This is a genomic window from Microbacterium sp. SMR1 (assembly GCF_003289625.1).
Classification (GTDB): domain Bacteria; phylum Actinomycetota; class Actinomycetes; order Actinomycetales; family Microbacteriaceae; genus Microbacterium; species Microbacterium plantarum.
In genome coordinates this window covers 585,743-604,207 of sequence record NZ_QMBN01000003.1, presented here as the reverse complement: position 1 = coordinate 604,207, position 18,465 = coordinate 585,743, and the positions used below count along the sequence as shown (strand labels likewise).

The window sequence follows — 18,465 nt, the reverse complement described above, 5'->3', positions numbered from 1 at the left end:
AATCGCCCGGTAGCTCCGGGAAGCGCCTCGCCGCTTCCGACGTTTCCTCCCGCGGGGCCCCGGTCCCGCCTCGCCGCGCTCGCGCGCGCCCCTCGCCGTCTTCGGCATCCGCTCGACACACCTCAGGATCATGACTTCCTCGACGCCCCCTCGTCTGTCCACGCCGCGCGCGCTCGCGCGTCTGCTCCCCTTCGCCAAACCGGTGCTGCCCCGGCTGAGCCTCGGCTTCGCCAGCGCGCTCATCGCGAGCCTGCTGGCTCTCGGCATCCCGCTCGTCCTCGAGGTGATCGTCGGGCCGGACGGCCCGATCGCCTCGGGCGACCCGTGGCTCATCGTCCTCGGCGCCGGCGCGGTGCTCGCCCTCGGTCTGCTCGAGGCGCTCATGGTCTGGGCGCGCCGCTGGTTCGTCCTCGCCCCCGCGACCAAGGTCGAGTACGAGCTGCGCACCGACTTCTTCGCGCGCCTGCAGCGGCTGCCGGTCGCCTTCCACGACCGCTGGCAGTCGGGTCAGCTGCTCAGCCGGATGATGCAGGACATCAGCCTCATCCGTCGCTGGCTCGCCTTCGGCATCGTCCTGCTCGTCGTGAACATGCTCACCATCGTCGTCGGCTCGATCATCCTGTTCCGGTGGCACTGGCTGCTCGGCACGATCTTCGTCGTGGTCTCGGCCCCGCTGTGGATCGCGGGATTCATCTTCGAGAACCGCTACGGCCTGCTCTCCCGGCAGAGCCAGGACCAGGCGGGCGACCTCGCCACAGCCGTCGAGGAGTCGGTCCACGGCATCCGCGTGCTGAAGGCGTTCGGCCGCGGCGGACACGCCCTGCAGAAGTTCACGCGCCAGGCCGAGACCCTGCGCGAGACCGAGGTCAAGAAGGCCAAGGCGGTCGGCTGGATCTGGTTCTGGCTCGTGCTGCTGCCCGACATCGCCTTCGCCCTGTGCCTCGGCGCGGGCATCTACCTCGTGCAGGCGGGTGAGCTCGGCGTCGACTCGCTGATCGCGTTCTTCGCGATGGCGACGATCCTGCGCTGGCCCGTCGAGTCGATCGGGTTCCTCTTCTCGTTCCTCGTCGACGCACGGACGGCCACCGACCGCATCTTCGAGGTGTTCGACGAGCAGAACACCATCGTCGACCCCGAGAACCCCGCGACCATCGCGCAGCCGCGCGGCGAGCTCGTCTTCGAGGGCGCTCATTTCCGGTACCAGGACGCCCCCGAGAGCGAGCGCGACTTGCTCGACGGCATCGACCTGGCGCTGCGGCCGGGGGAGACGATGGCGCTCGTCGGACTCACCGGCTCGGGCAAGACGACGCTCACGACGCTGCCGGGGCGCCTGTACGACGTCACGGGAGGCCGCGTGCTGCTCGACGGCGTCGACGTGCGCGACCTGCGGCTCGACGAGCTGCGCCGTCACGTCGGCATGGCGTTCGAGGACGCGACGCTGTTCTCGCAGACCGTCCGAGAGAACGTGCTGCTCGGTCGCGAGGACCTCGAACGCGGCAGCGAGGAGGCCGAGCGCGTCATGCGCGAGGCTCTCTCGGTCGCGCAGGCGAACTTCGTCGACTCCCTTCCGAACGGCGTCGACACGGTCATCGGCGAAGAGGGGCTGAGCCTGTCGGGCGGACAGCGGCAGCGCCTGGCGCTCGCCCGAGCCGTGGCCGCGCGCCCGGCCGTGCTCGTGCTCGACGACCCGCTGTCGGCGCTCGACGTCGACACCGAGGCGCTCGTCGAAGATGCGTTGCGCGAGGTGCTGGCCGACACGACGGCACTCATCGTCGCGCACCGCCCCTCGACCGTGACCCTTGCCGATCGTGTGGCGCTGCTCGAGGAGGGGCGGGTGACCGCGGTCGGCACCCACTCCGAGCTGCTGCGCACGAGCGAGCACTACCGGCACGTGATCTCGAGCCTCGAGGACGAGCAGGACCGCCACGACCATGAACGACACGATGAAGCGGAGGTGACCCTGTGAGCACCGTCACCGGGACGAGCGGCGAGGACCGCTCCGATTACACCCGCGAGGAGAGCCGAGAGATCCGGCGACGCTCGCTGCGTCTGCTCGGGTCGCTGGTCTCCCCGCTGCGCATGCAGCTGGCGCTGGCGGCGGTCGTGCTCGTCGTCTCGACGGCGCTGCGCGTCGCGGGCCCCGCACTCGTCGGCTGGGGCATCGCCAACGCGCTGCCGGCCGTGCAGGAGCAGGCCGACTGGATGCCGACCATCGCGGTCGTCGTCGTCTTCCTCATCACCGCCGTCGGCGGCGCCGCGCTCATCGGCTGGTACGCCGTGGTGGCGGCACGCCTGACCCAGGCGGTCATGATCGACCTCCGCAAGCGCATCTTCCGCCACACGCAGCGCCTCAGCCTCGAGTTCCACGAGTCGTACACGTCGGGACGCATCATCTCGCGTCAGACGAGCGACCTCGACACCATCCGCGAACTGCTCGACGGCGGCCTGAACGAGCTCGTCTCGGGTCTGCTCTACGGCGGATTCACGCTCATCGCGCTGCTGCTGCTCGACTGGCAGTCGGGCGTCATTCTCGCGGTCATGGGCATCCCGCTGTTCCTGCTCATGCGCTGGTTCTACCTGCGGTCGCAGGTCGTCTACCGCGAGTCGCGCGTCATCAGCGCGAAGGTGATCGTGAAGTTCGTCGAGTCGATGACCGGCATCCGTGCGGTCAAGGCGTTCCGCAAAGAACCCGCGAACGACACCGAGTTCGGGGGGCTGTCGAGCGATTACCGCGATGTGAACATGCGCTCGATCCGCCTGTTCGGAACCTTCGAGCCGGCGCTCATGGCCGTGGCATCCGTCTCGCTCGCCCTCGTGCTGGCCTGGGGCGGATTCCGGGTCGTCGACGGCACGCTGAGCCTCGGGTTCCTGCTGTCGGCCGTGCTGTACGTGCGGAACTTCTTCGCGCCGATGCAGGAGGTGGCGTTCTTCCTCAACTCGTACCAGTCGGCGACGGCGGCGCTCGAGAAGGTCTCGGGTGTGCTCGAGGAGGACCCGACGGTCCCCGACCCGACCGATCCCGTCGAGCTGCGGGAGGCCCGCGGGCACCTGCGGTTCGAGGACGTGACGTTCGGCTACTCGGATGCCGTGACGATCCTGCCCGACTTCGCGCTCGACATGCCCGCGGGGCAGACGATCGCGCTCGTCGGCACGACCGGTGCGGGCAAGTCGACGCTCGCCAAGCTCGTCGCGCGGTTCTACGACCCCACGAAGGGGCGGGTCACGCTCGACGGCGTCGACCTGCGCCGGCTGCATCCGAAAGATCTGCGCCGCGCGATCGTCATGGTCACGCAGGAGGCCTACCTGTTCAGCGGGACGGTCGCCGACAACATCGCGCTCGGCAAGCCCGACGCGACGATGGATGAGATCCAGGCGGCGGCGAAGGCCGTCGGGGCGCACGAGTTCATCGAGCGGCTGCCCGACGGATACGCAACCGACGTCAACAAGCGCGGCGGGCGCGTGTCGGCCGGGCAGCGTCAGCTGATCTCGTTCGCGCGAGCCTTCCTCGCCGACCCGGCGGTGCTGATCCTCGACGAGGCGACGGCGTCGCTCGACATCCCGAGCGAGCGGCAGATCCAGGAGGCCCTGGGCACGCTGCTGGCCGACCGTACGGCGATCATCATCGCGCACCGCCTGTCGACGGTGGCCATCGCCGACCGGGTGCTCGTGATGGAGCACGGCCGCATCATCGAGGACGACACCCCCGCGGCGCTCATCGCCGGCACGGGCAAGTTCGCCCAGCTGCACAGCGCCTGGCGCGAGTCGCTCGTCTGAGCTCACGCCGAGAACGCACCGCCCCCGCGAGAACGTACCGGGGGCGGTGCGTTCTCGGCGTTACGGTGCGTTCTCGGCGCCGGTCAGCGGATGTCGCCAGCGCGGTGGGTGACCGCGGCGAGGGGGTGGGAGGTGTCGAGATCGGCGAGGGCCATCACGCCGTCGATGCCGACACCGACGGGCGCCACCAGGCGCACCGATGCGTCGCCCGTGTGCAGGTCGGCGGTGACGGCCTCGAGCAGCGGGATCGAACCGAAGACGCCGCCGATCGCGCACACCGGGAAGGTCTCCTCGTCGGTGCGCACCTGGGCGATCGCCGCGCGCACGCTCTGCGCGAGCTCGTGCGCGGCGCGGACCGAGATGTCCTGCGCGACGGTGTCGCCGGCGACGGCGGCGCGCGCGACGACGGCGGCGAAGCTCGCGACGACGCGGACCCGATCGGGATCGGCCTGCAGGCTCATGTACGCCTGCGACAGGTCAGGCCACCGGCCTGACACCGTCGCCGTCAGCTCGGTCGTCGGCCCCCGGCCGTCGTAGGCGCGCATCACGGCATCCAGGGCCTCGCGGCCGATCCAGTAGCCGCTGCCGGCGTCGCCCATGATCCACCCCCACCCGTCGACGCGCGCAGTGGTCTCCGCGCCGACGGCGAGCGTGACGACTCCGGTTCCGGCCGCGACGACGGCTCCGCGTCGGTCACCGAGCGCGCCGAGGAACGAGGTCGTCGAGTCGTGGGCGAGCACGACGCCGCGCACGCCCTGCGCCGCCGTGAGCGCGAGCATCGCGTCGGCGTCGGCGTTCGCGTCGGTCAGCCCCGAGATACCCGCGACCACGATGTCAGCGGGCGAGCCCGTGCGCGCCGTGGTCTCGGCGACGACGGCGGCGAGCTGGGGGAGCAGCGGCTCACCGGTTCGGATGCCGGGGAAGAGCAGGTCTTCACCGGATGCCGCAGTCGCGCGCACCTTGATGCCGCTCTGCCCCGCGTCGATCGCGAGCACGCGTCGTTCGCTCACGCGGTGCCCCCGAGCACGCGGCGCAGGAAGCCCGCCTGCGCCTCCCACTGGTATCCCTGGCCGCCCTCGTGCTCGTTGAAGGGGAAGACGGACATCTCCTTGTGCGCGCCGCCGTAGGCGTTGAACGCGGCGTAGACCGTCGAGGGCGGGCACACCGGATCGAGCAGCCCGACCGAGAACAGGGTCGCCGCGTCGGCGCGGCGGGCGAAGTTCACGCCGTCGAAGTACGACAGCGTCTCGAAGACCCGCGCCTCGGCGCCGCGGTGCACGGCGAGCCAGCGCACGACCTCCTGGTAGGGGTCGCTGCCGGTGAAACCGATGGCGCGCTCGAAGTGGCAGAGGAAGGGAACGTCGGGCATCGCCGCGACGAGTCCGTCGCTCAGACCGGCGGCCGCGATGGCGATGCCGCCGCCCTGGCTGCCGCCCGTGACCGACACCCGTGAGGCGTCGACCTCCGGCAGCGACCGCACCGCGTCGACCGCGCGCACGGCGTCGGTGAACACGCGCCGGTAGTAGTAGGTCTCGGGCGAATCGATGCCGCGCGTCATGAAGCCGGGCACGGCGGGGCCGGAGCCGTGGGGGTCGGGAGTCTCGCCGCCGCTGCCCCACACACTGCCCTGTCCGCGGGTGTCCATGACGAACGAGGCGTACCCGGCAGTGGCCCAGGCGAGCCGCTCGGTCGGCAGGCCGCGTCCGCCGCCGTAGCCGACGAACTCCACGACCGCCGGCAGCGGGCCCTCGCGATGCGCGGGGAGGATCAGCCAGGCCTTCACGGGATCACCGCCGTACCCGGGGAAGGTCACGTCGTGCACGTCGACCGTCGCGTACAGCTCGGATGCCGCGGACACGGTCACCTCACCGCCGGCCTCACGCGAGCCCGCGAGCGTCGCCGACCAGAAATCGTCGAAATCGCTGGGCTCGCTCACCTCCGGGCGGTAGTCCTGAAGTTCGGCGAGCGAGAGATCGAAGCGCGGCACGCGCTCACCCTAGCGCGAAGCCCGGAACCGTGAGAGATATCTCGACATCGAGAGAACCACCCCCGTGCGATACGCTGAGGAACGACCCTCGACGCGCTTTTTGGAGAGACGACACGTGCCCGACTCGACCATCATCTACACGTACACCGACGAGGCGCCGGCACTGGCCACCGCCTCCTTCCTGCCCATCGTCGAGGCCTTCGCCGGTGCGGCCGGCGTGGCCATCGAAACCCGCGACATCTCGCTCGCGGGCCGCATCCTCGCCGCCTTCCCGCAGAACCTCACGCCCGAGCAGCAGGTCGGCGACGCCCTCGCCGAGCTCGGCGGCCTGGCGACGCTGCCCGAGGCCAACATCATCAAGCTGCCGAACATCTCGGCCTCGATCCCGCAGCTGAAGGCGGCCATCGCCGAGCTGCAGGCCGCGGGATACGACATCCCGAACTACCCGGACGAGCCGCAGAACGTCGACGAGAAGGACGTGCGCGCGCGCTACGACCGCATCAAGGGCTCCGCCGTGAACCCCGTGCTGCGCGAGGGCAACAGCGACCGCCGGGCCCCGCTCTCGGTCAAGAACTACGCCCGCAAGCACCCGCACCGCAACAAGCCGTTCGCCGACGGGTCGAAGACTCGCGTCGCGACGCTGGGCCACGACGACTTCAAGTCGAACGAGACCTCGACGGTCATCGAGGGCGACGACGTCCTCGCCATCCGCTTCACGGCTCAGGACGGCACCGTCACCGAGCTGAAGTCGGGCCTGAAGGTGCTGCCGGGCGAGGTCGTCGACGCGACCTTCCTCTCGGCCGCAGCCCTCGACGCCTTCCTCGCCGACACGGTCGCGCAGGCCGCGTCGGACGACGTGCTGTACTCGGTGCACCTGAAGGCGACGATGATGAAGGTCAGCGACCCGATCATCTTCGGCCACGTCGTCCGCGCCTTCTTCGCCGACGTGTTCGCTCGCTACGGCGATGACCTCGCCGCCGCCGGCCTCACCCCCAACGACGGCCTCGGCGCCATCCTCGCGGGCCTCTCGCAGCTCGCGAACGGCGACGAGATCCGTGCCGCCTTCGAGGCCGCCATCGCCTCCGGGCCCCGTCTGTCGTACGTCAACTCCGACAAGGGCATCACGAACCTGCACGTGCCCTCCGACGTGATCGTCGACGCCTCGATGCCGGCCCTCATCCGCAACGGCGGCAAGCTGTGGGGCGCCGACGGCGGCGAGGACGACACGATCGCCGTCATCCCCGACTCCTCCTACGCCGGCGTCTACCAGGCGACGATCGAGGACGTCATCGAGCACGGCCCGCTCGACCCGGCCACGATCGGCTCGGTGCCCAACGTCGGCCTGATGGCGCAGGCGGCCGAAGAGTACGGCTCGCACGACAAGACCTTCGAGATCCCGGCCGCCGGAACCGTCGAGGTCGTCGACTCGTCCGGGTCGGTCCTGCTGTCGCACGAGGTTCAGGCGGGCGACATCTGGCGCGCGACGCAGACGAAGGATGTCGCGGTGCGCGACTGGGTCAAGCTCGCCGTCACCCGCGCGCGTGCGACGGGCGTGCCTGCCGTGTTCTGGCTCGACGAGAACCGTGCGCACGACGCGAACCTCATCGCGAAGGTGAAGACCTACCTCGCCGAGCACGACACGGACGGGCTCACGATCGAGATCCTCGCTCCCGCCGACGCGACGCGCTACTCGCTCGAACGCATCCGCCGCGGCGAGGACACCATCTCGGTCACCGGCAATGTGCTCCGCGACTACCTGACCGACCTCTTCCCGATCCTCGAGGTGGGCACGAGCGCCAAGATGCTCTCGATCGTCCCGCTGCTGGCCGGTGGCGGCCTGTTCGAGACCGGCGCGGGCGGTTCGGCTCCGAAGCACGTGCAGCAGCTCGTCGCCGAGAACTACCTCCGGTGGGACTCGCTGGGTGAGTTCTTCGCCCTCGCGGCGTCGTTCGAGCACCTCGCCGAGTACACCGGCAACGCTCACGCGAAGGTGCTCGCCGACACGCTGGATGCCGCCACCGGCACGTTCCTCGAGCAGGACAAGTCGCCGGGTCGCGCACTCGGCACGATCGACAACCGCGGCAGCCACTTCTACCTCGCGCTGTACTGGGCGCAGGAGCTGGCGGCTCAGACGGTCGACGCCGAACTCGCCGCCGCCTTCGCGCCGGTCGCCGAGACCCTCGCCGCGAACGAAACGGCGATCGTGGAGGAGCTGATCGCGGTGCAGGGTTCGCCGGCCGAGATCGGTGGCTACTACCGTCCCGACGCCGAGCTGGTCGCGGCCGTCATGCGGCCTTCGGCGACGCTGAACGGCATCATCGACGGGCTTTGACTCCGCTCTGACACAGCGAAACGCCCCGGCCGCCTCGGCGCCCGGGGCGTTTCGCGTCGTGCGTGGGGGAGTCCGTCAGAAGCGGATCTCGGCGACGACCTCGCCGTACTCGGTCTCGTCGACCGGCGTGAAGCCGACACGGGTGAAGAACGCTTCGGGCCCGCCCTCTCCGGCCTCGTAGATCACGTTGAGGCAGTCGAAGCCTCGCTTGCGCGCCTCGTCGACGAGCTGTTCGACGGCGAAGCGTCCGACACCGCGGCCCTGGTCGTCGGCGTCGACGTTGATGCGCCACAGCACCGAGCGGAAGTGCTCGTGCGGCGCGTCGGGGTCGAAGCCCGCGCTGACGAAGCCGACGACCTCGTCACCGTCCAGGATCACGCGCTGCCACGAGGTCGCCGGGTCGACCACGGTCGCCGCGATCGCGTAGCTCTCGGGCACGACGAATCGCTCCTGCCCGGGCTTCAGCGACAGGTTGTTCACCGCGACGATCGTCGACGCCGACAGTTCTTCCACTCGGAGGTCAGCCATGGTCACAGGCTAACGGTGATCGATCGACCGCGCATCGGTCGATCGGGGGATGGGCCCGGATGCGTCGATCAGGCGTGGACGTAGACGTCGGTTCCGGCGACAGCCCACTCGTAGATCTGGGCGGCGCGCGAGTCGGGCATCCCGACGCAGCCGGCGCTCATCCGGTTGCCCCAGTTGCTGTGCCAGTAGACGCCGTGGAACGCCTGGTCGCCGTTGAAGTACATCGCCCACTTCACATCGGGCTGGACGTAGCTCACGCCCGAGTCGGCCGCGGTGCCGCGCATGTCCTGGCGCGGAGTCTTCCACCCGATCGTGTAGTAGCCGGTCTGGGTGTCAGCGCCGGGGCGGCCGGTGGAGACGAGCCACGAGTCGACCACGGCGCCGTTCTCCTTGAGGTAGAGGCGCTGTTCGCTCAGGTCGACCTCGAGCAGCCGTGTGATGGTCTCCGTCGTGACGGGGACGACCTCGACGGGCAGGCGGTAGGCGGCATCACCCGTCGCGAGCTGCTCCGCGAATCCGGCGGCGATGCCGTCCGTCGAGCTCAGCGTGCGACCGTCGAGGCCGGCGTCGGAGTCGTCGATGACCTCACCCGCGGCGTTGGCGAACACCACGCCGTTGACGGGCGCCCGATCGACGAGCCCCGGAAGGGTGTCGACCACGGGCTGGATGGCGGCGGGGTCGGCCGTGATCTCGAACGAGCCGTCGTCTTTCGTGCCGACCGTGAGCCAGCTCGCGGCCGTCGCGCGGTCGACGGGGACCGTGCGCTCGTCGCCGACGTAGAAGCCGACGCCGTCGAGCATGCTGTTCAGCGAAGCGGCGGTCTCCTCCGCCGCGGCGGTGGTGGTCAGCGCCGTCACGGGCGTCAGCTCGGGGTCGATGACCGCGTCGGTCGTGCCGGAATCGAAGGCGCTCTGCAGGCCCGCACGGGCCGCCTCGGGGTCGACGCCCGCACCGGGGACGTCGGGACTGACGACATACGACGAGCCGTCGAAGGAGACGGATGCCGCCGTAGGCTCGACGTACAGGTCGCCCGCGGCGCCTCGCAGGGCGGTGGTGGCCGTCGCTTCATCGAGGGCCACGGGAGCAGCGATGGGCTCGCCGAACCACTGGGTGATGTTCCAGGCGGGCCGCGCGTCGAAGGCGGAGGAAGCGAGCTGCGTGCCGTCGACCTGTGCTCCGAGATCCGCACCGGAGACGCTGTCTCCGCCGTCGCCGAGCGTGACAGTGGTCTGATCGAGGCGGTCCTGTACGGCGGCCGCAGCGGCGCCCGGCGTCATGAAACCGACGGGAACACCGCCGATCGAGGTGCCGGGGGCGATCAAGAAGAGCGATGCGGCGGCGGCGCCGAGCGCGACGACGCCGACGGGAATGCCGATCCACAAGCCGAGGTGCCGCTTCTTGGGCGCCGGTTCCACGGGCGCCCATTCGACGCGCTGCCCGGCATCGTCCGAGGGCGTGCCTCGCTCGGCCGTGCTCTCGTGATCATGCTTCGACGCGACATCCGTCACCGCTGTACCCCCGTCTGCGCGTGAGAGCGCACTCGGTTCTTATGGTACGCGAAGGCACTCCGAGAGCGGCCTGAGTGAAACCAGAGCGTTATCTGGCGGCGCGATCCGGATCGCGCCGATGCGTCATTCCGTGCCGCAGAGCTCGGTGTAGGTGTCGATGCTGCCCTGCACGTCGCTCAGCGCGGTGGTGAGCTCCGTCGCACGATCGGTGTCACCGGCGGCCACAGCCTCCATTGATTCGGCGGCCGAGGAGAACGCCGTCTGCAGGTCGGGCAGGATGCCGGACACCTCTTCGTTCGTCACTTGGGTGGCGGCGTCGCCCATGCCGTCCGAGATCGTGCGCAGCGCGCCGGCGGCGGCGGCGGGGTCGGAGGGGTCGATCTCCTGGATTCCCTGCGTCGCCTCGGTCATGACGTCGTTGACCTGGGTGCACGCCTCCTCGACCGACTGGGTGCTTGCGGGGGTCGAGCCCCCAGCAGCGGAGCCGTCTCCGCCGGTGCACCCGGTCAGGGCGACGAGCGCCAGCGCGGTGACGGTGAGGGCGGTCAGGCGACGGTTCATGGGGTTCTCCTCGATGCAGCGATCTCTCCACCCTACGGAGGCGCGACGATCGAACGTTCCCCTTGACATCTGCAGGGGAGGCGATGTGCGGATGTAACGGGTTTGTAAACATCGCTAGCAAACCTGGGCGCAACTCTTGTGTCCGCCAGATTCGTAAGGTCTACTAACAAACATGGCGAGCACCGATACCGAGGCCCCGCGGCGCACGACGCGCACCCGGCGCCCGGGCGCGAAGATCCTGCCCGAGCACGCTCGGGCGCATAACCGCGCGCTCGTGCTCGAACGTCTCTTCCACGGCGGAGCGATGAGCCGTGCTGACCTCGCTCGCGAGACCGGCTTGACCCGAGTGACGATCTCCGACCTCGTCGCCGAGCTCATCGGCGACGGCTTCGTCAGTGAGCGAGGCACCCGCGAGGCCGCCGGACCGGGCAAGCCCGCGATCCTCGTCGACCTCGCTCGCGACGGCCACCGCATCGTCGGCCTCGACCTCTCGGGGAGCGACCGTTTCCTCGGTGCGGTGATGACCCTCGACGGCGAGATCGTCGCTCGTCACGAGGTCGCCGTGCCCCGCGGCCGCGACGACATCCTGCCGGCGGTCGTGCACCTCGCGCGAACACTGGTGGACGACGCGCACGCGCCGGTGCTCGGCGTCGGCGTCGGCACCCCCGGTGTCGTCGATGACACCGGAGTCGTCCTCGCGGCACCCGGCCTCGGCTGGGATCGCCTCGACCTCACCGGCATCCTGAGCGAGGCGGTCGGCGCCCCGGTGCTCGTTGCCAACGACGCCAACGCCGCAGTGCTCGCCGAGCACACGTTCGGCGGTGCCGGCGACGACATCATCCTCGTGAAGGTCGGCCGCGGTGTCGGTGCGGGCCTGCTCACGGGTGGCGAACCGCTGCGCGGTGCGCGCTCGGCCGCCGGCGAGATCGGCCACGTGACGGTGGGCACCGATGGCGGCCCCGATTGCGCGTGCGGGAAGGTGGGATGTCTCGAGGCCTGGATCTCGGTTCCCTCGCTCTCCGCGCGTATCGATGCCGGCGCCGCGAGCGACCGCGACGGTCTGCTGCGAGACGCGGGCGAACGTCTCGGCATCGCCCTGGCCCCCATCGTGGGTGCTCTCGACCTGTCGGAGATCGTCCTCTCCGGCCCCGCGGAACTTCTCGACGGCACGCTTGCGAGCGCCGCCGCCGAGACGGTGCGCACACGCACGCTCGCCACGTTCCACGACGAGCTGCAGGTGCGGATGACGGAGCAGGGCCAGGACATCGTCCTGCGCGGTGCTGCCGTCATGGTCCTGTCAGGGCGTCTCGGCGTCTCCTGACTTCGCTCCACAGCTCCATAGCCCCACCTGCACCACCAGCTCCACACCCGGGCGAGCCATCCGACTCGTCGACACCAGAGAAGAAGGAATCACCATGAAGAAGAGCCTCGGAGCACTGTCGCTCCTCGGTGTCTCCGCCCTGCTGCTCGCCGGTTGCGCGAGCGGCGACGCGGGACAGAGCGCCGAGACCGGCGACCTGACCGTATGGCTGGTCGGCACCGACACGCCTCAGGACGCCCGCGACTACCTCAAGAAGACGTTCGAAGCAGAGAACGAGGGCTGGACGCTGACGATCGAGGAGAAGACCTGGGCCGACACCGCGGACAACTACGTCGCCGCGCTGTCGTCGAACGACGCGCCCGATCTCGTCGAGGTCGGCAACACGCAGTCGCCCGGCTTCATCGATCAGGGTCTGTTCCTCGACATCTCCGACCTCCAGGCGGACCTCGGCGGCGACGAACTGCTGCAGAGCTTCGTCGAGCTCGGGTCGGCGGACGGCAGCCTGTACGCCGCTCCCTACTACGCGGGGTCGCGCATCGTCTTCTACTCGCCCTCTTCGTACAGCGGCGAGGTGCCGACGACGCTCGAGGAGTACGTCGCCGACGGCATCGCTGCGACGACCGCCACCAAGTCGGGCATCTACGCCCCCGGCAAGGACTGGTACAACGCGCTGCCCTACGTCTGGGCGAACGGCGGCGAGATCGCGACGCAGGACGGCGACACCTGGAAGGGCGGCTTCTCCAGCTCGGGCGGCATCGCCGGTCTGACGATGCTCCAGGACGTCTACCAGAACGCGACGATCGCGCCGGCTGACGCGGACGAGACCGATCCGCAGGTTCCGTTCTGCGCCGGCGAGATCGGCTTCCTCTCGGCTCCGGCGTGGGTGAAGTGGTCGATCCTCGCGCCCGCCGACGACGCGAAGGCCCCGGGCTGCCCCGAGACGGTCGGCGCCGATCTGAAGGCGTTCGCTCTTCCGGGCATGACCGCCGGTGAGGTCGCTCCGGTCTTCGCCGGAGGCTCGAACATCGCTATCGCGGCGAAGTCGGACGCTCCCGACAAGGCCGAGGCCGCACTCAAGATCATCCTCTCGGAGGGGTACCAGAAGATCCTCGCCGAGAACGGGCTCATCCCCGCGCTGACCTCGTTCGCCGACTTCCTGCCCGATGACGAGATCACGGTCGAGGCGGCGAAGGCCGTCGCATCGTCGAAGGCCGTTCCGGCGAGCCCCAACTGGTCCGAGGTCGAGTCTTCCGGTGTGATCAAGGACGCTCTCGTCAAGATCGCGCAGGGCGGCGACGTCACGGCGATCGCGACCGAGCTCGACGGTCAGATCGAAGCCATCCTCAACAAGTAGTCGTGAGTCGTGGGGCGCGGGAGTCCGCGCCCCACGAACACCGCAGAGAGGACAGCACGATGACTAACGTGCTCACCCGAACGCCGCGACGGCCCGAGCCGCGGGCGAAGCACGGGCCGCCGCCTACCGCGCGGCAACGGTCTCGGCGTCGCCGCGACAACGTCGGCGCGCTGACGCTCCTCGGCCCCTCGCTCATCATCCTCGGGGTGATGGTCGGGTACCCCGCCGTGCTGATGCTCGTGCAGTCGTTCACCGACTACGCCATCCGCAACAAGGTGCAGGGCACGCTTCCCGACTTCATCGGGTTCGAGAACTACCTCGAGGTCTTCACGCAGTCCGACTTCCCGGCCGTCCTCGTCCGCAGTCTTGGGCTGATGGTGGCCATGACCGTGCTGATCGTGGGGCTCGGCGCCCTCGTGGCGGTGCTCATGACGCGCCTGCGGCGCGGGTGGCGCATCCTCGTCTCGCTCGGTCTCCTCCTCGCCTGGGCGATGCCGCCGCTGGCGGCGACCACGGTCTGGGGATGGATCTTCGACTCGCAGTACGGCATCGTCAACCGGGCGCTGAACACGATGACCGGCTCGACCGACTGGACCAACCACTCGTGGCTGGCGAATCCGTGGTCGTTCTTCTTCGTCCTGACGGTGATCGTGGTCTGGCAGGGCGTGCCCTTCGCGGCCTTCACCCTGTACGCGGCGCTCGGGCAGGTCCCCGCCGAGGTGCTCGAGGCGGCATCCCTCGACGGCGCGGTCGGGTGGCAGCGCTTCCGACTCGTCGTGTTCCCGTATCTGCGCAACGTCGTGACGGTCGTCGTGGTGCTGCAGGTCATCTGGAACCTCCGTATCTTCACGCAGGTCTACGCGCTGCAGCAGCGTGGCGGCCTCATCTCCGAGACCAACGTGCTCGGCACCTACATCTTCCGGCAGGGCCCGGGGGAGTTCGGCGTCACGAGCGCGATCGGCGTGCTCATGGTCGTGCTGCTCCTCACCCTCTCGTGGGGATACATCCGCACCACGCTCAAGGAGGAGGAGCTGTGAGCACCCAGGTCACCCCCGCGACCCAGCTCGGCACGATCGGGGTCGATGAGGTCGTCGGCGAGGTGGGCCGGGCGAAGCGCCCCCGGCCGCGCTCGCTCGCCGTGCGACGACCGCCGCGCCGCCGCATCCTCTCGCGCGCGGGACTGAACCTCGCCGCGCTCGTCGTGTTCGTGTGCTCGGTGTTCCCCGTCTACTGGATGCTGAACATGTCGTTCACGCGCGGCGAGAGCATCATCAGCCGCACCCCGAGCTTCCTCCCCTTCGACTTCACGCTCGGCAACTACGCCACGGCATGGACGCGCGAGGCGGCCCCGGGGCAGACCGACTTCGTGCACGGGCTCCTCTCGTCGACCCTGGTGACGGTCGGCGTGCTCGTCATCACGCTGGTGCTGGCCTTCCTCGCCTCGATCGCCGTGGCCCGCATCCGCTTCCGCGGGCGGCGCTCGTTCATCGTCGCCGTCCTCATCGTGCAGATGATCCCGGGCGAGGCGATGATGTTCACGATCTACGGCATGATCGACGACTGGCGCCTGATGAACACCCTCGTCGGCCTCGGCATCGTCTACGTCGCCGCCGTCATCCCGTTCACGATCTGGACACTGCGCGGATTCGTCGCGGGTGTTCCGGCCGATCTCGAAGAGGCGGCCATGATCGACGGGTGCACCCGCACCCAGGCGTTCTGGAAGGTGACGTTCCCCCTGCTGGCGCCCGGACTCGTCGCCACGGGCATCTTCGCCTTCATCCAGTCGTGGAACGAGTTCACCATGGCGCTGCTGCTCATGAAGGGCTACAACCTGACGCTCCCGCCGTGGCTGCTGTCGTTCCAGTCGGCGACGGCAGCGACCAACTGGGGCGCCGTGATGGCGGCATCCACCCTCATGTCGATCCCCGTCGTGATCTTCTTCCTCATCGTGCAGGGGCGGATGTCGGGCGGGCTCGTGTCGGGGGCCGTGAAGGGATGACGCTGCGCATCGGTGTCGACGTGGGCGGCACGAAGATCCTCGCCGTGTCCGTGGATGGCGACGGCAACGAGATCGCCCGCCTCCGTCGGCCGACCGGATGGGGCGGCGATGCCGTCGCCGACGGCGTCGCGGCGGTCGTCGCCGACCTGGCGGGGGCTGAATCGGTCGTCGCGGTCGGCGTGGGCGTGCCCGGGCAGATCCGGCCCGGCGGCGGGATCGTCGAGCATGCCCTGAACCTCGGGATCGACCGGTACGACCTCGCGGGAGCCGTCGCGGCGCGGATCGGCATTCGACCGGTGATCGACAACGACGTGCGGTACGCGGCGGTGGGTGCGCGGGCACTCCGTGCCGGGGGAGGATCGCTCGCTTTCCTGAACCTCGGAACCGGCATCGCCGCGGGCATCGTCGACGAGACGGGCCCGCGCCGCGGCGGGCGCGGCGCGGCCGGTGAGGTCGGGCACATCCCCATCGACCCGAACGGGCCCCGTTGCCGCTGCGGACAGCGCGGATGCATCGAGGCGTTCGCGGGCGGGGGAGCCGTCGCCGAGCGCTGGGGCGGTTCCTCGCCGCTGCCCGTGCTCGCGGTCTTCGATGCTGCGGATGCGGGGGACGAGCGCGCCGACGGCATCAGAGCGGACGTGGTGCGCGGCGTCGAGGCGGCGGTCCGGCTGCTGGTGCTCACGACCGACGTCGACGTGGTCGTCTTGGGCGGGGGCGTCGCCGCGCTCTCCGATCGGCTGCTCGTCCCGGTGCGGGCCGCTCTCGCCGCATCCGCCGGCGCGTCGCCGTTCCTGCGGTCGCTGCGGTTGGACGAGCGGGTCGAGCTCGCGCCCCGGGACGTGCCCGTGGGGGCGCTGGGTGCCGCCGTTCAGGCCCAGGCGAGCGGAAGCAGGTGCTCGGTGCTGAGCGGTGCGAGCGGCAACGCCGCGGCTTCGGGAGCGGTGAGCCAGCGCGCCTCCGCGATCTCGGCGGCGGCGCTGACCGACGCGGGGTCGAGCGTGATCGCGAACGCCTCGGCGACGACGCGGAAGCCCGGCTCGTTCGCGGCATCCGACTCGAACCGGCCGAGGTAGACGAGGTCGGGCTCGGCCACGACGACGCCGAGCTCCTCGTGCAGCTCGCGGACGAGGGCCGCGCCGGCGGACTCGCCCGGCTCGGGCTTGCCACCGGGCGCCATGAACCGCTCGGTGCCGCGCTTCCGGACGAGCAGGGTACGCCCGTCGCCGTCGGTCACGACCGCCGCACTCACGTGGACCTCCCCGGCCGGGACGGAGTCGCTCACGGCGCGAACACCTTTCCGGGGTTCAGGATGCCGGCGGGGTCGAAGACCCGCGCGATGCGCCGCTGGAGCTCCCACTGGTCGTCGCCGAGCTCGTCCGCGAGCCAGCGCCGCTTGAGGACGCCGACGCCGTGCTCGCCGGTGAGCGTTCCGCCGAGGCGCAGCGCCGACTGGAAGAGGTCTTCCGCCGCCTCCCAGATGACCTCCGGGACCTCGTCGCCGTCGAAGATGAAGTTCGGGTGCAGGTTGCCGTCGCCCGCGTGGCACACGGTCGGGATCGTCAGACCGAAGCGCTCCTCGATGCGGGCGATCTCGTCGAACATCGCGGGCAGGGCGCTGCGCGGCACCGAGACGTCCTCGATGAGCGCGGTTCCGAGGGTCTCCATCGCGGGATGCATCGACCGCCGCACCGTCCACAGCTGCTGGGCCTCGGCGTCATCGGCGGCGAGGCGCACGGTGCCGCCGGCGGCCGCGAGCACCGCGACGACGGCCTCCGCCTCGGCCGTCGCGCCCGGGCCGTCGGTCTGGACCGTCAGCTGCGAGGCACCGGGCGTGGGGGCGGGAAGCCCGAGCAGGCGGTGCGAGGCGGCGAGGGAGGTCGCGTCCATCAGCTCCATGATCGCCGGCTGGATGCCGGCCGCCGTGACCGCCGATGCCGCGACCGCGGCGGAGCGCACATCGGAGAACGTCGCGGCGATCGTCCGGGCCTGGCCGGGGACGAGGCGGCGGAGCTTCAGCGTCGCCGCGACGACGACGCCCAGGATGCCCTCCGACCCGATGACGAGCGAGGTCAGGTCGAGGCCCGTCACGCCTTTCACGGTGCGATGTCCGAGACGCATCAGGCGACCGTCTGCCAGCACGAGATCGAGGCCGAGGACCGCGTCTCGCACCACCCCGTACTTCGCGCAGAGCAGGCCGCCCGCGCCGGTGGCGATGTTGCCGCCGACGGTCGAGATGTCGCGGCTCGCGGGATCGGGCGCCCACCAGAGGCCGTGCTCCGCGAGCGCCGCGTTCAGCTGCCCGTTGAGGATGCCGGGCTCGACGACGGCGATGAGGTCGTCGGGGCGGACCTCGAGGATGCGGTCCATCGAACGCAGCGAGAGCCCGATTTCACCCGCGCCCGTGTTGGCGCCGCCCGCGAGGCCGGTGCCGGCGCCCCGCGGCACGACCGGGGTGCCGCTCGCGGAGGCGATGCGCATCGTCGCCTGGACGTCCTCGACGGTGCGGGCGTGAACGACGGCGAGGGGCGATCCGGATGCCGCCTGGCCCGACTTGTCCGCCCGAGCGGCAGCCCGACCGGCATCCGAGACATCGACGCGGTCGCCGAGCTCGGCGACGAGCCGGGCGACGACGTCGGGAGCGGTCATGACAGGCGCCGGCGGCCGGCGATCACACCGCAGGTCACCGCGATGACCCCGAAGACGAGACCGACCCAGGCCTGGTCCATGCTCCACCACGCGATGGTGGCCGAGGCGTAGACGAACAACTCGACGAGGGCGCGCACGAACGGGTGCACCATGAGCACGGCACGCGGCGAGACGAACAGTGCCCACAGGAGGATCGCGGCGACCGGAGCGCCGATGCCGAAGACCAGGTTGAGGGGGAAGTCCCACGCCGCGAAGCCCCAGATCGCAAAGGTGGCGAAGGCGAAGAGCTGGCAGGCGAAGGCGAGGAGGTCGATCGCCGAGAGAGCCCGTCGCGTGCCGGCCGCCTGCTGCGGCGCCTCGGGGGTGGCGGGACGGACGTTCGGCAGTTCGGACATGCCTCCGATTCTAGGCGCCGGCCTCACGTCGCCGCCCCGGGAGGCACCTCGGGCGAACAG

At 70.4% G+C, this 18,465-nt stretch carries 15 protein-coding genes and 1 pseudogene; 8 read left to right on the top strand and 8 right to left on the bottom strand.

Annotation, left to right across the window (positions count from 1 at the left end; all coding sequences use genetic code 11):
• Nucleotides 1–130 precede the first annotated feature (130 nt).
• Nucleotides 131–1,966 (top strand): ABC transporter ATP-binding protein, encoded by a 1,836-nt coding sequence (locus DO944_RS12525; RefSeq protein ID WP_112617455.1) that lies wholly within the window; start codon nucleotides 131–133, stop codon nucleotides 1,964–1,966.
• Complete coding sequence (locus DO944_RS12520; RefSeq protein WP_112617454.1) at nucleotides 1,963–3,774, top strand: ABC transporter ATP-binding protein; 1,812 nt, start codon at nucleotides 1,963–1,965, stop codon at nucleotides 3,772–3,774. Before DO944_RS12525 ends, DO944_RS12520 begins: the two co-directional genes overlap by 4 nt.
• A gap of 83 nt (nucleotides 3,775–3,857) precedes the next feature.
• On the opposite strand, the gene DO944_RS12515 is transcribed toward DO944_RS12520, so the two are convergent.
• The gene (locus tag DO944_RS12515) at nucleotides 3,858–4,784 is read right to left on the bottom strand and encodes an N-acetylglucosamine kinase (RefSeq protein ID WP_112617600.1); all 927 of its coding nucleotides are present in this window, start codon (nucleotides 4,782–4,784) and stop codon (nucleotides 3,858–3,860) included.
• The gene (locus DO944_RS12510; protein ID WP_112617453.1) at nucleotides 4,781–5,761 is read right to left on the bottom strand and encodes an acetylxylan esterase; all 981 of its coding nucleotides are present in this window, start codon (nucleotides 5,759–5,761) and stop codon (nucleotides 4,781–4,783) included. The genes DO944_RS12515 and DO944_RS12510 overlap by 4 nt, the downstream gene beginning before the upstream one ends.
• A gap of 115 nt (nucleotides 5,762–5,876) precedes the next feature.
• On the opposite strand from DO944_RS12510, the gene DO944_RS12505 reads away from it, so the two are divergent.
• Complete coding sequence (locus DO944_RS12505) at nucleotides 5,877–8,093, top strand: NADP-dependent isocitrate dehydrogenase (protein WP_112617452.1); 2,217 nt, start codon at nucleotides 5,877–5,879, stop codon at nucleotides 8,091–8,093.
• Between the two features lie 75 nt (nucleotides 8,094–8,168).
• Here DO944_RS12505 and DO944_RS12500 read toward each other — a convergent pair whose 3' ends face one another.
• The 3 genes from DO944_RS12500 to DO944_RS12490 all read right to left on the bottom strand — a co-directional run bounded on the left by DO944_RS12500 (nucleotide 8,169) and on the right by DO944_RS12490 (nucleotide 10,690).
• Nucleotides 8,169–8,621 carry a GNAT family N-acetyltransferase gene (locus tag DO944_RS12500; protein ID WP_094260231.1) on the bottom strand — a complete coding sequence of 151 codons (453 nt, stop codon included), beginning with the start codon at nucleotides 8,619–8,621 and terminating at the stop codon, nucleotides 8,169–8,171.
• A gap of 68 nt (nucleotides 8,622–8,689) precedes the next feature.
• Nucleotides 8,690–10,129, bottom strand: a complete 1,440-nt coding sequence (locus DO944_RS12495) for a L,D-transpeptidase family protein (RefSeq protein ID WP_112617451.1) — start codon at nucleotides 10,127–10,129, stop codon at nucleotides 8,690–8,692.
• A 123-nt stretch (nucleotides 10,130–10,252) separates the two neighbouring features.
• Nucleotides 10,253–10,690, bottom strand: a complete 438-nt coding sequence (locus tag DO944_RS12490) for a hypothetical protein (RefSeq protein ID WP_112617450.1) — start codon at nucleotides 10,688–10,690, stop codon at nucleotides 10,253–10,255.
• A gap of 172 nt (nucleotides 10,691–10,862) precedes the next feature.
• Between DO944_RS12490 and DO944_RS12485 the strand changes: the two genes are divergently transcribed.
• From DO944_RS12485 to DO944_RS12465, 5 genes and pseudogenes are all read left to right on the top strand, one after another.
• Nucleotides 10,863–12,011, top strand: a complete 1,149-nt coding sequence (locus tag DO944_RS12485) for an ROK family protein (protein WP_112617449.1) — start codon at nucleotides 10,863–10,865, stop codon at nucleotides 12,009–12,011.
• Between the two features lie 94 nt (nucleotides 12,012–12,105).
• Complete coding sequence (locus DO944_RS12480) at nucleotides 12,106–13,365, top strand: extracellular solute-binding protein (protein ID WP_112617448.1); 1,260 nt, start codon at nucleotides 12,106–12,108, stop codon at nucleotides 13,363–13,365.
• A 59-nt stretch (nucleotides 13,366–13,424) separates the two neighbouring features.
• Entirely contained in the window at nucleotides 13,425–14,402 is a 978-nt protein-coding gene (locus DO944_RS12475) for a carbohydrate ABC transporter permease (protein WP_112617447.1), read from the top strand.
• Nucleotides 14,399–15,364, top strand: coding sequence for a carbohydrate ABC transporter permease (locus tag DO944_RS12470; protein ID WP_112617446.1), 966 nt, complete (start codon nucleotides 14,399–14,401; stop codon nucleotides 15,362–15,364). The genes DO944_RS12475 and DO944_RS12470 overlap by 4 nt, the downstream gene beginning before the upstream one ends.
• A pseudogene (locus DO944_RS12465) lies at nucleotides 15,361–16,125 on the top strand (ROK family protein); the annotation flags it as partial. The gene DO944_RS12470 and the pseudogene DO944_RS12465, both read left to right, overlap by 4 nt.
• 107 nt (nucleotides 16,126–16,232) lie before the next feature.
• On the opposite strand, the gene DO944_RS15955 reads toward DO944_RS12465, so the two are convergent.
• Genes DO944_RS15955 through DO944_RS12450 form a run of 3 tightly spaced genes read right to left on the bottom strand, consistent with a single transcriptional unit; the run spans nucleotide 16,233 to nucleotide 18,405 of the window.
• Nucleotides 16,233–16,646 carry an NUDIX domain-containing protein gene (locus DO944_RS15955; protein WP_162815470.1) on the bottom strand — a complete coding sequence of 138 codons (414 nt, stop codon included), beginning with the start codon at nucleotides 16,644–16,646 and terminating at the stop codon, nucleotides 16,233–16,235.
• Nucleotides 16,643–18,010 carry an FAD-binding oxidoreductase gene (locus tag DO944_RS12455; protein WP_112617444.1) on the bottom strand — a complete coding sequence of 456 codons (1,368 nt, stop codon included), beginning with the start codon at nucleotides 18,008–18,010 and terminating at the stop codon, nucleotides 16,643–16,645. The genes DO944_RS15955 and DO944_RS12455 overlap by 4 nt, the downstream gene beginning before the upstream one ends.
• Complete coding sequence (locus DO944_RS12450; protein ID WP_112617443.1) at nucleotides 18,007–18,405, bottom strand: YrdB family protein; 399 nt, start codon at nucleotides 18,403–18,405, stop codon at nucleotides 18,007–18,009. The genes DO944_RS12455 and DO944_RS12450 overlap by 4 nt, the downstream gene beginning before the upstream one ends.
• Nucleotides 18,406–18,465 lie beyond the last annotated feature (60 nt).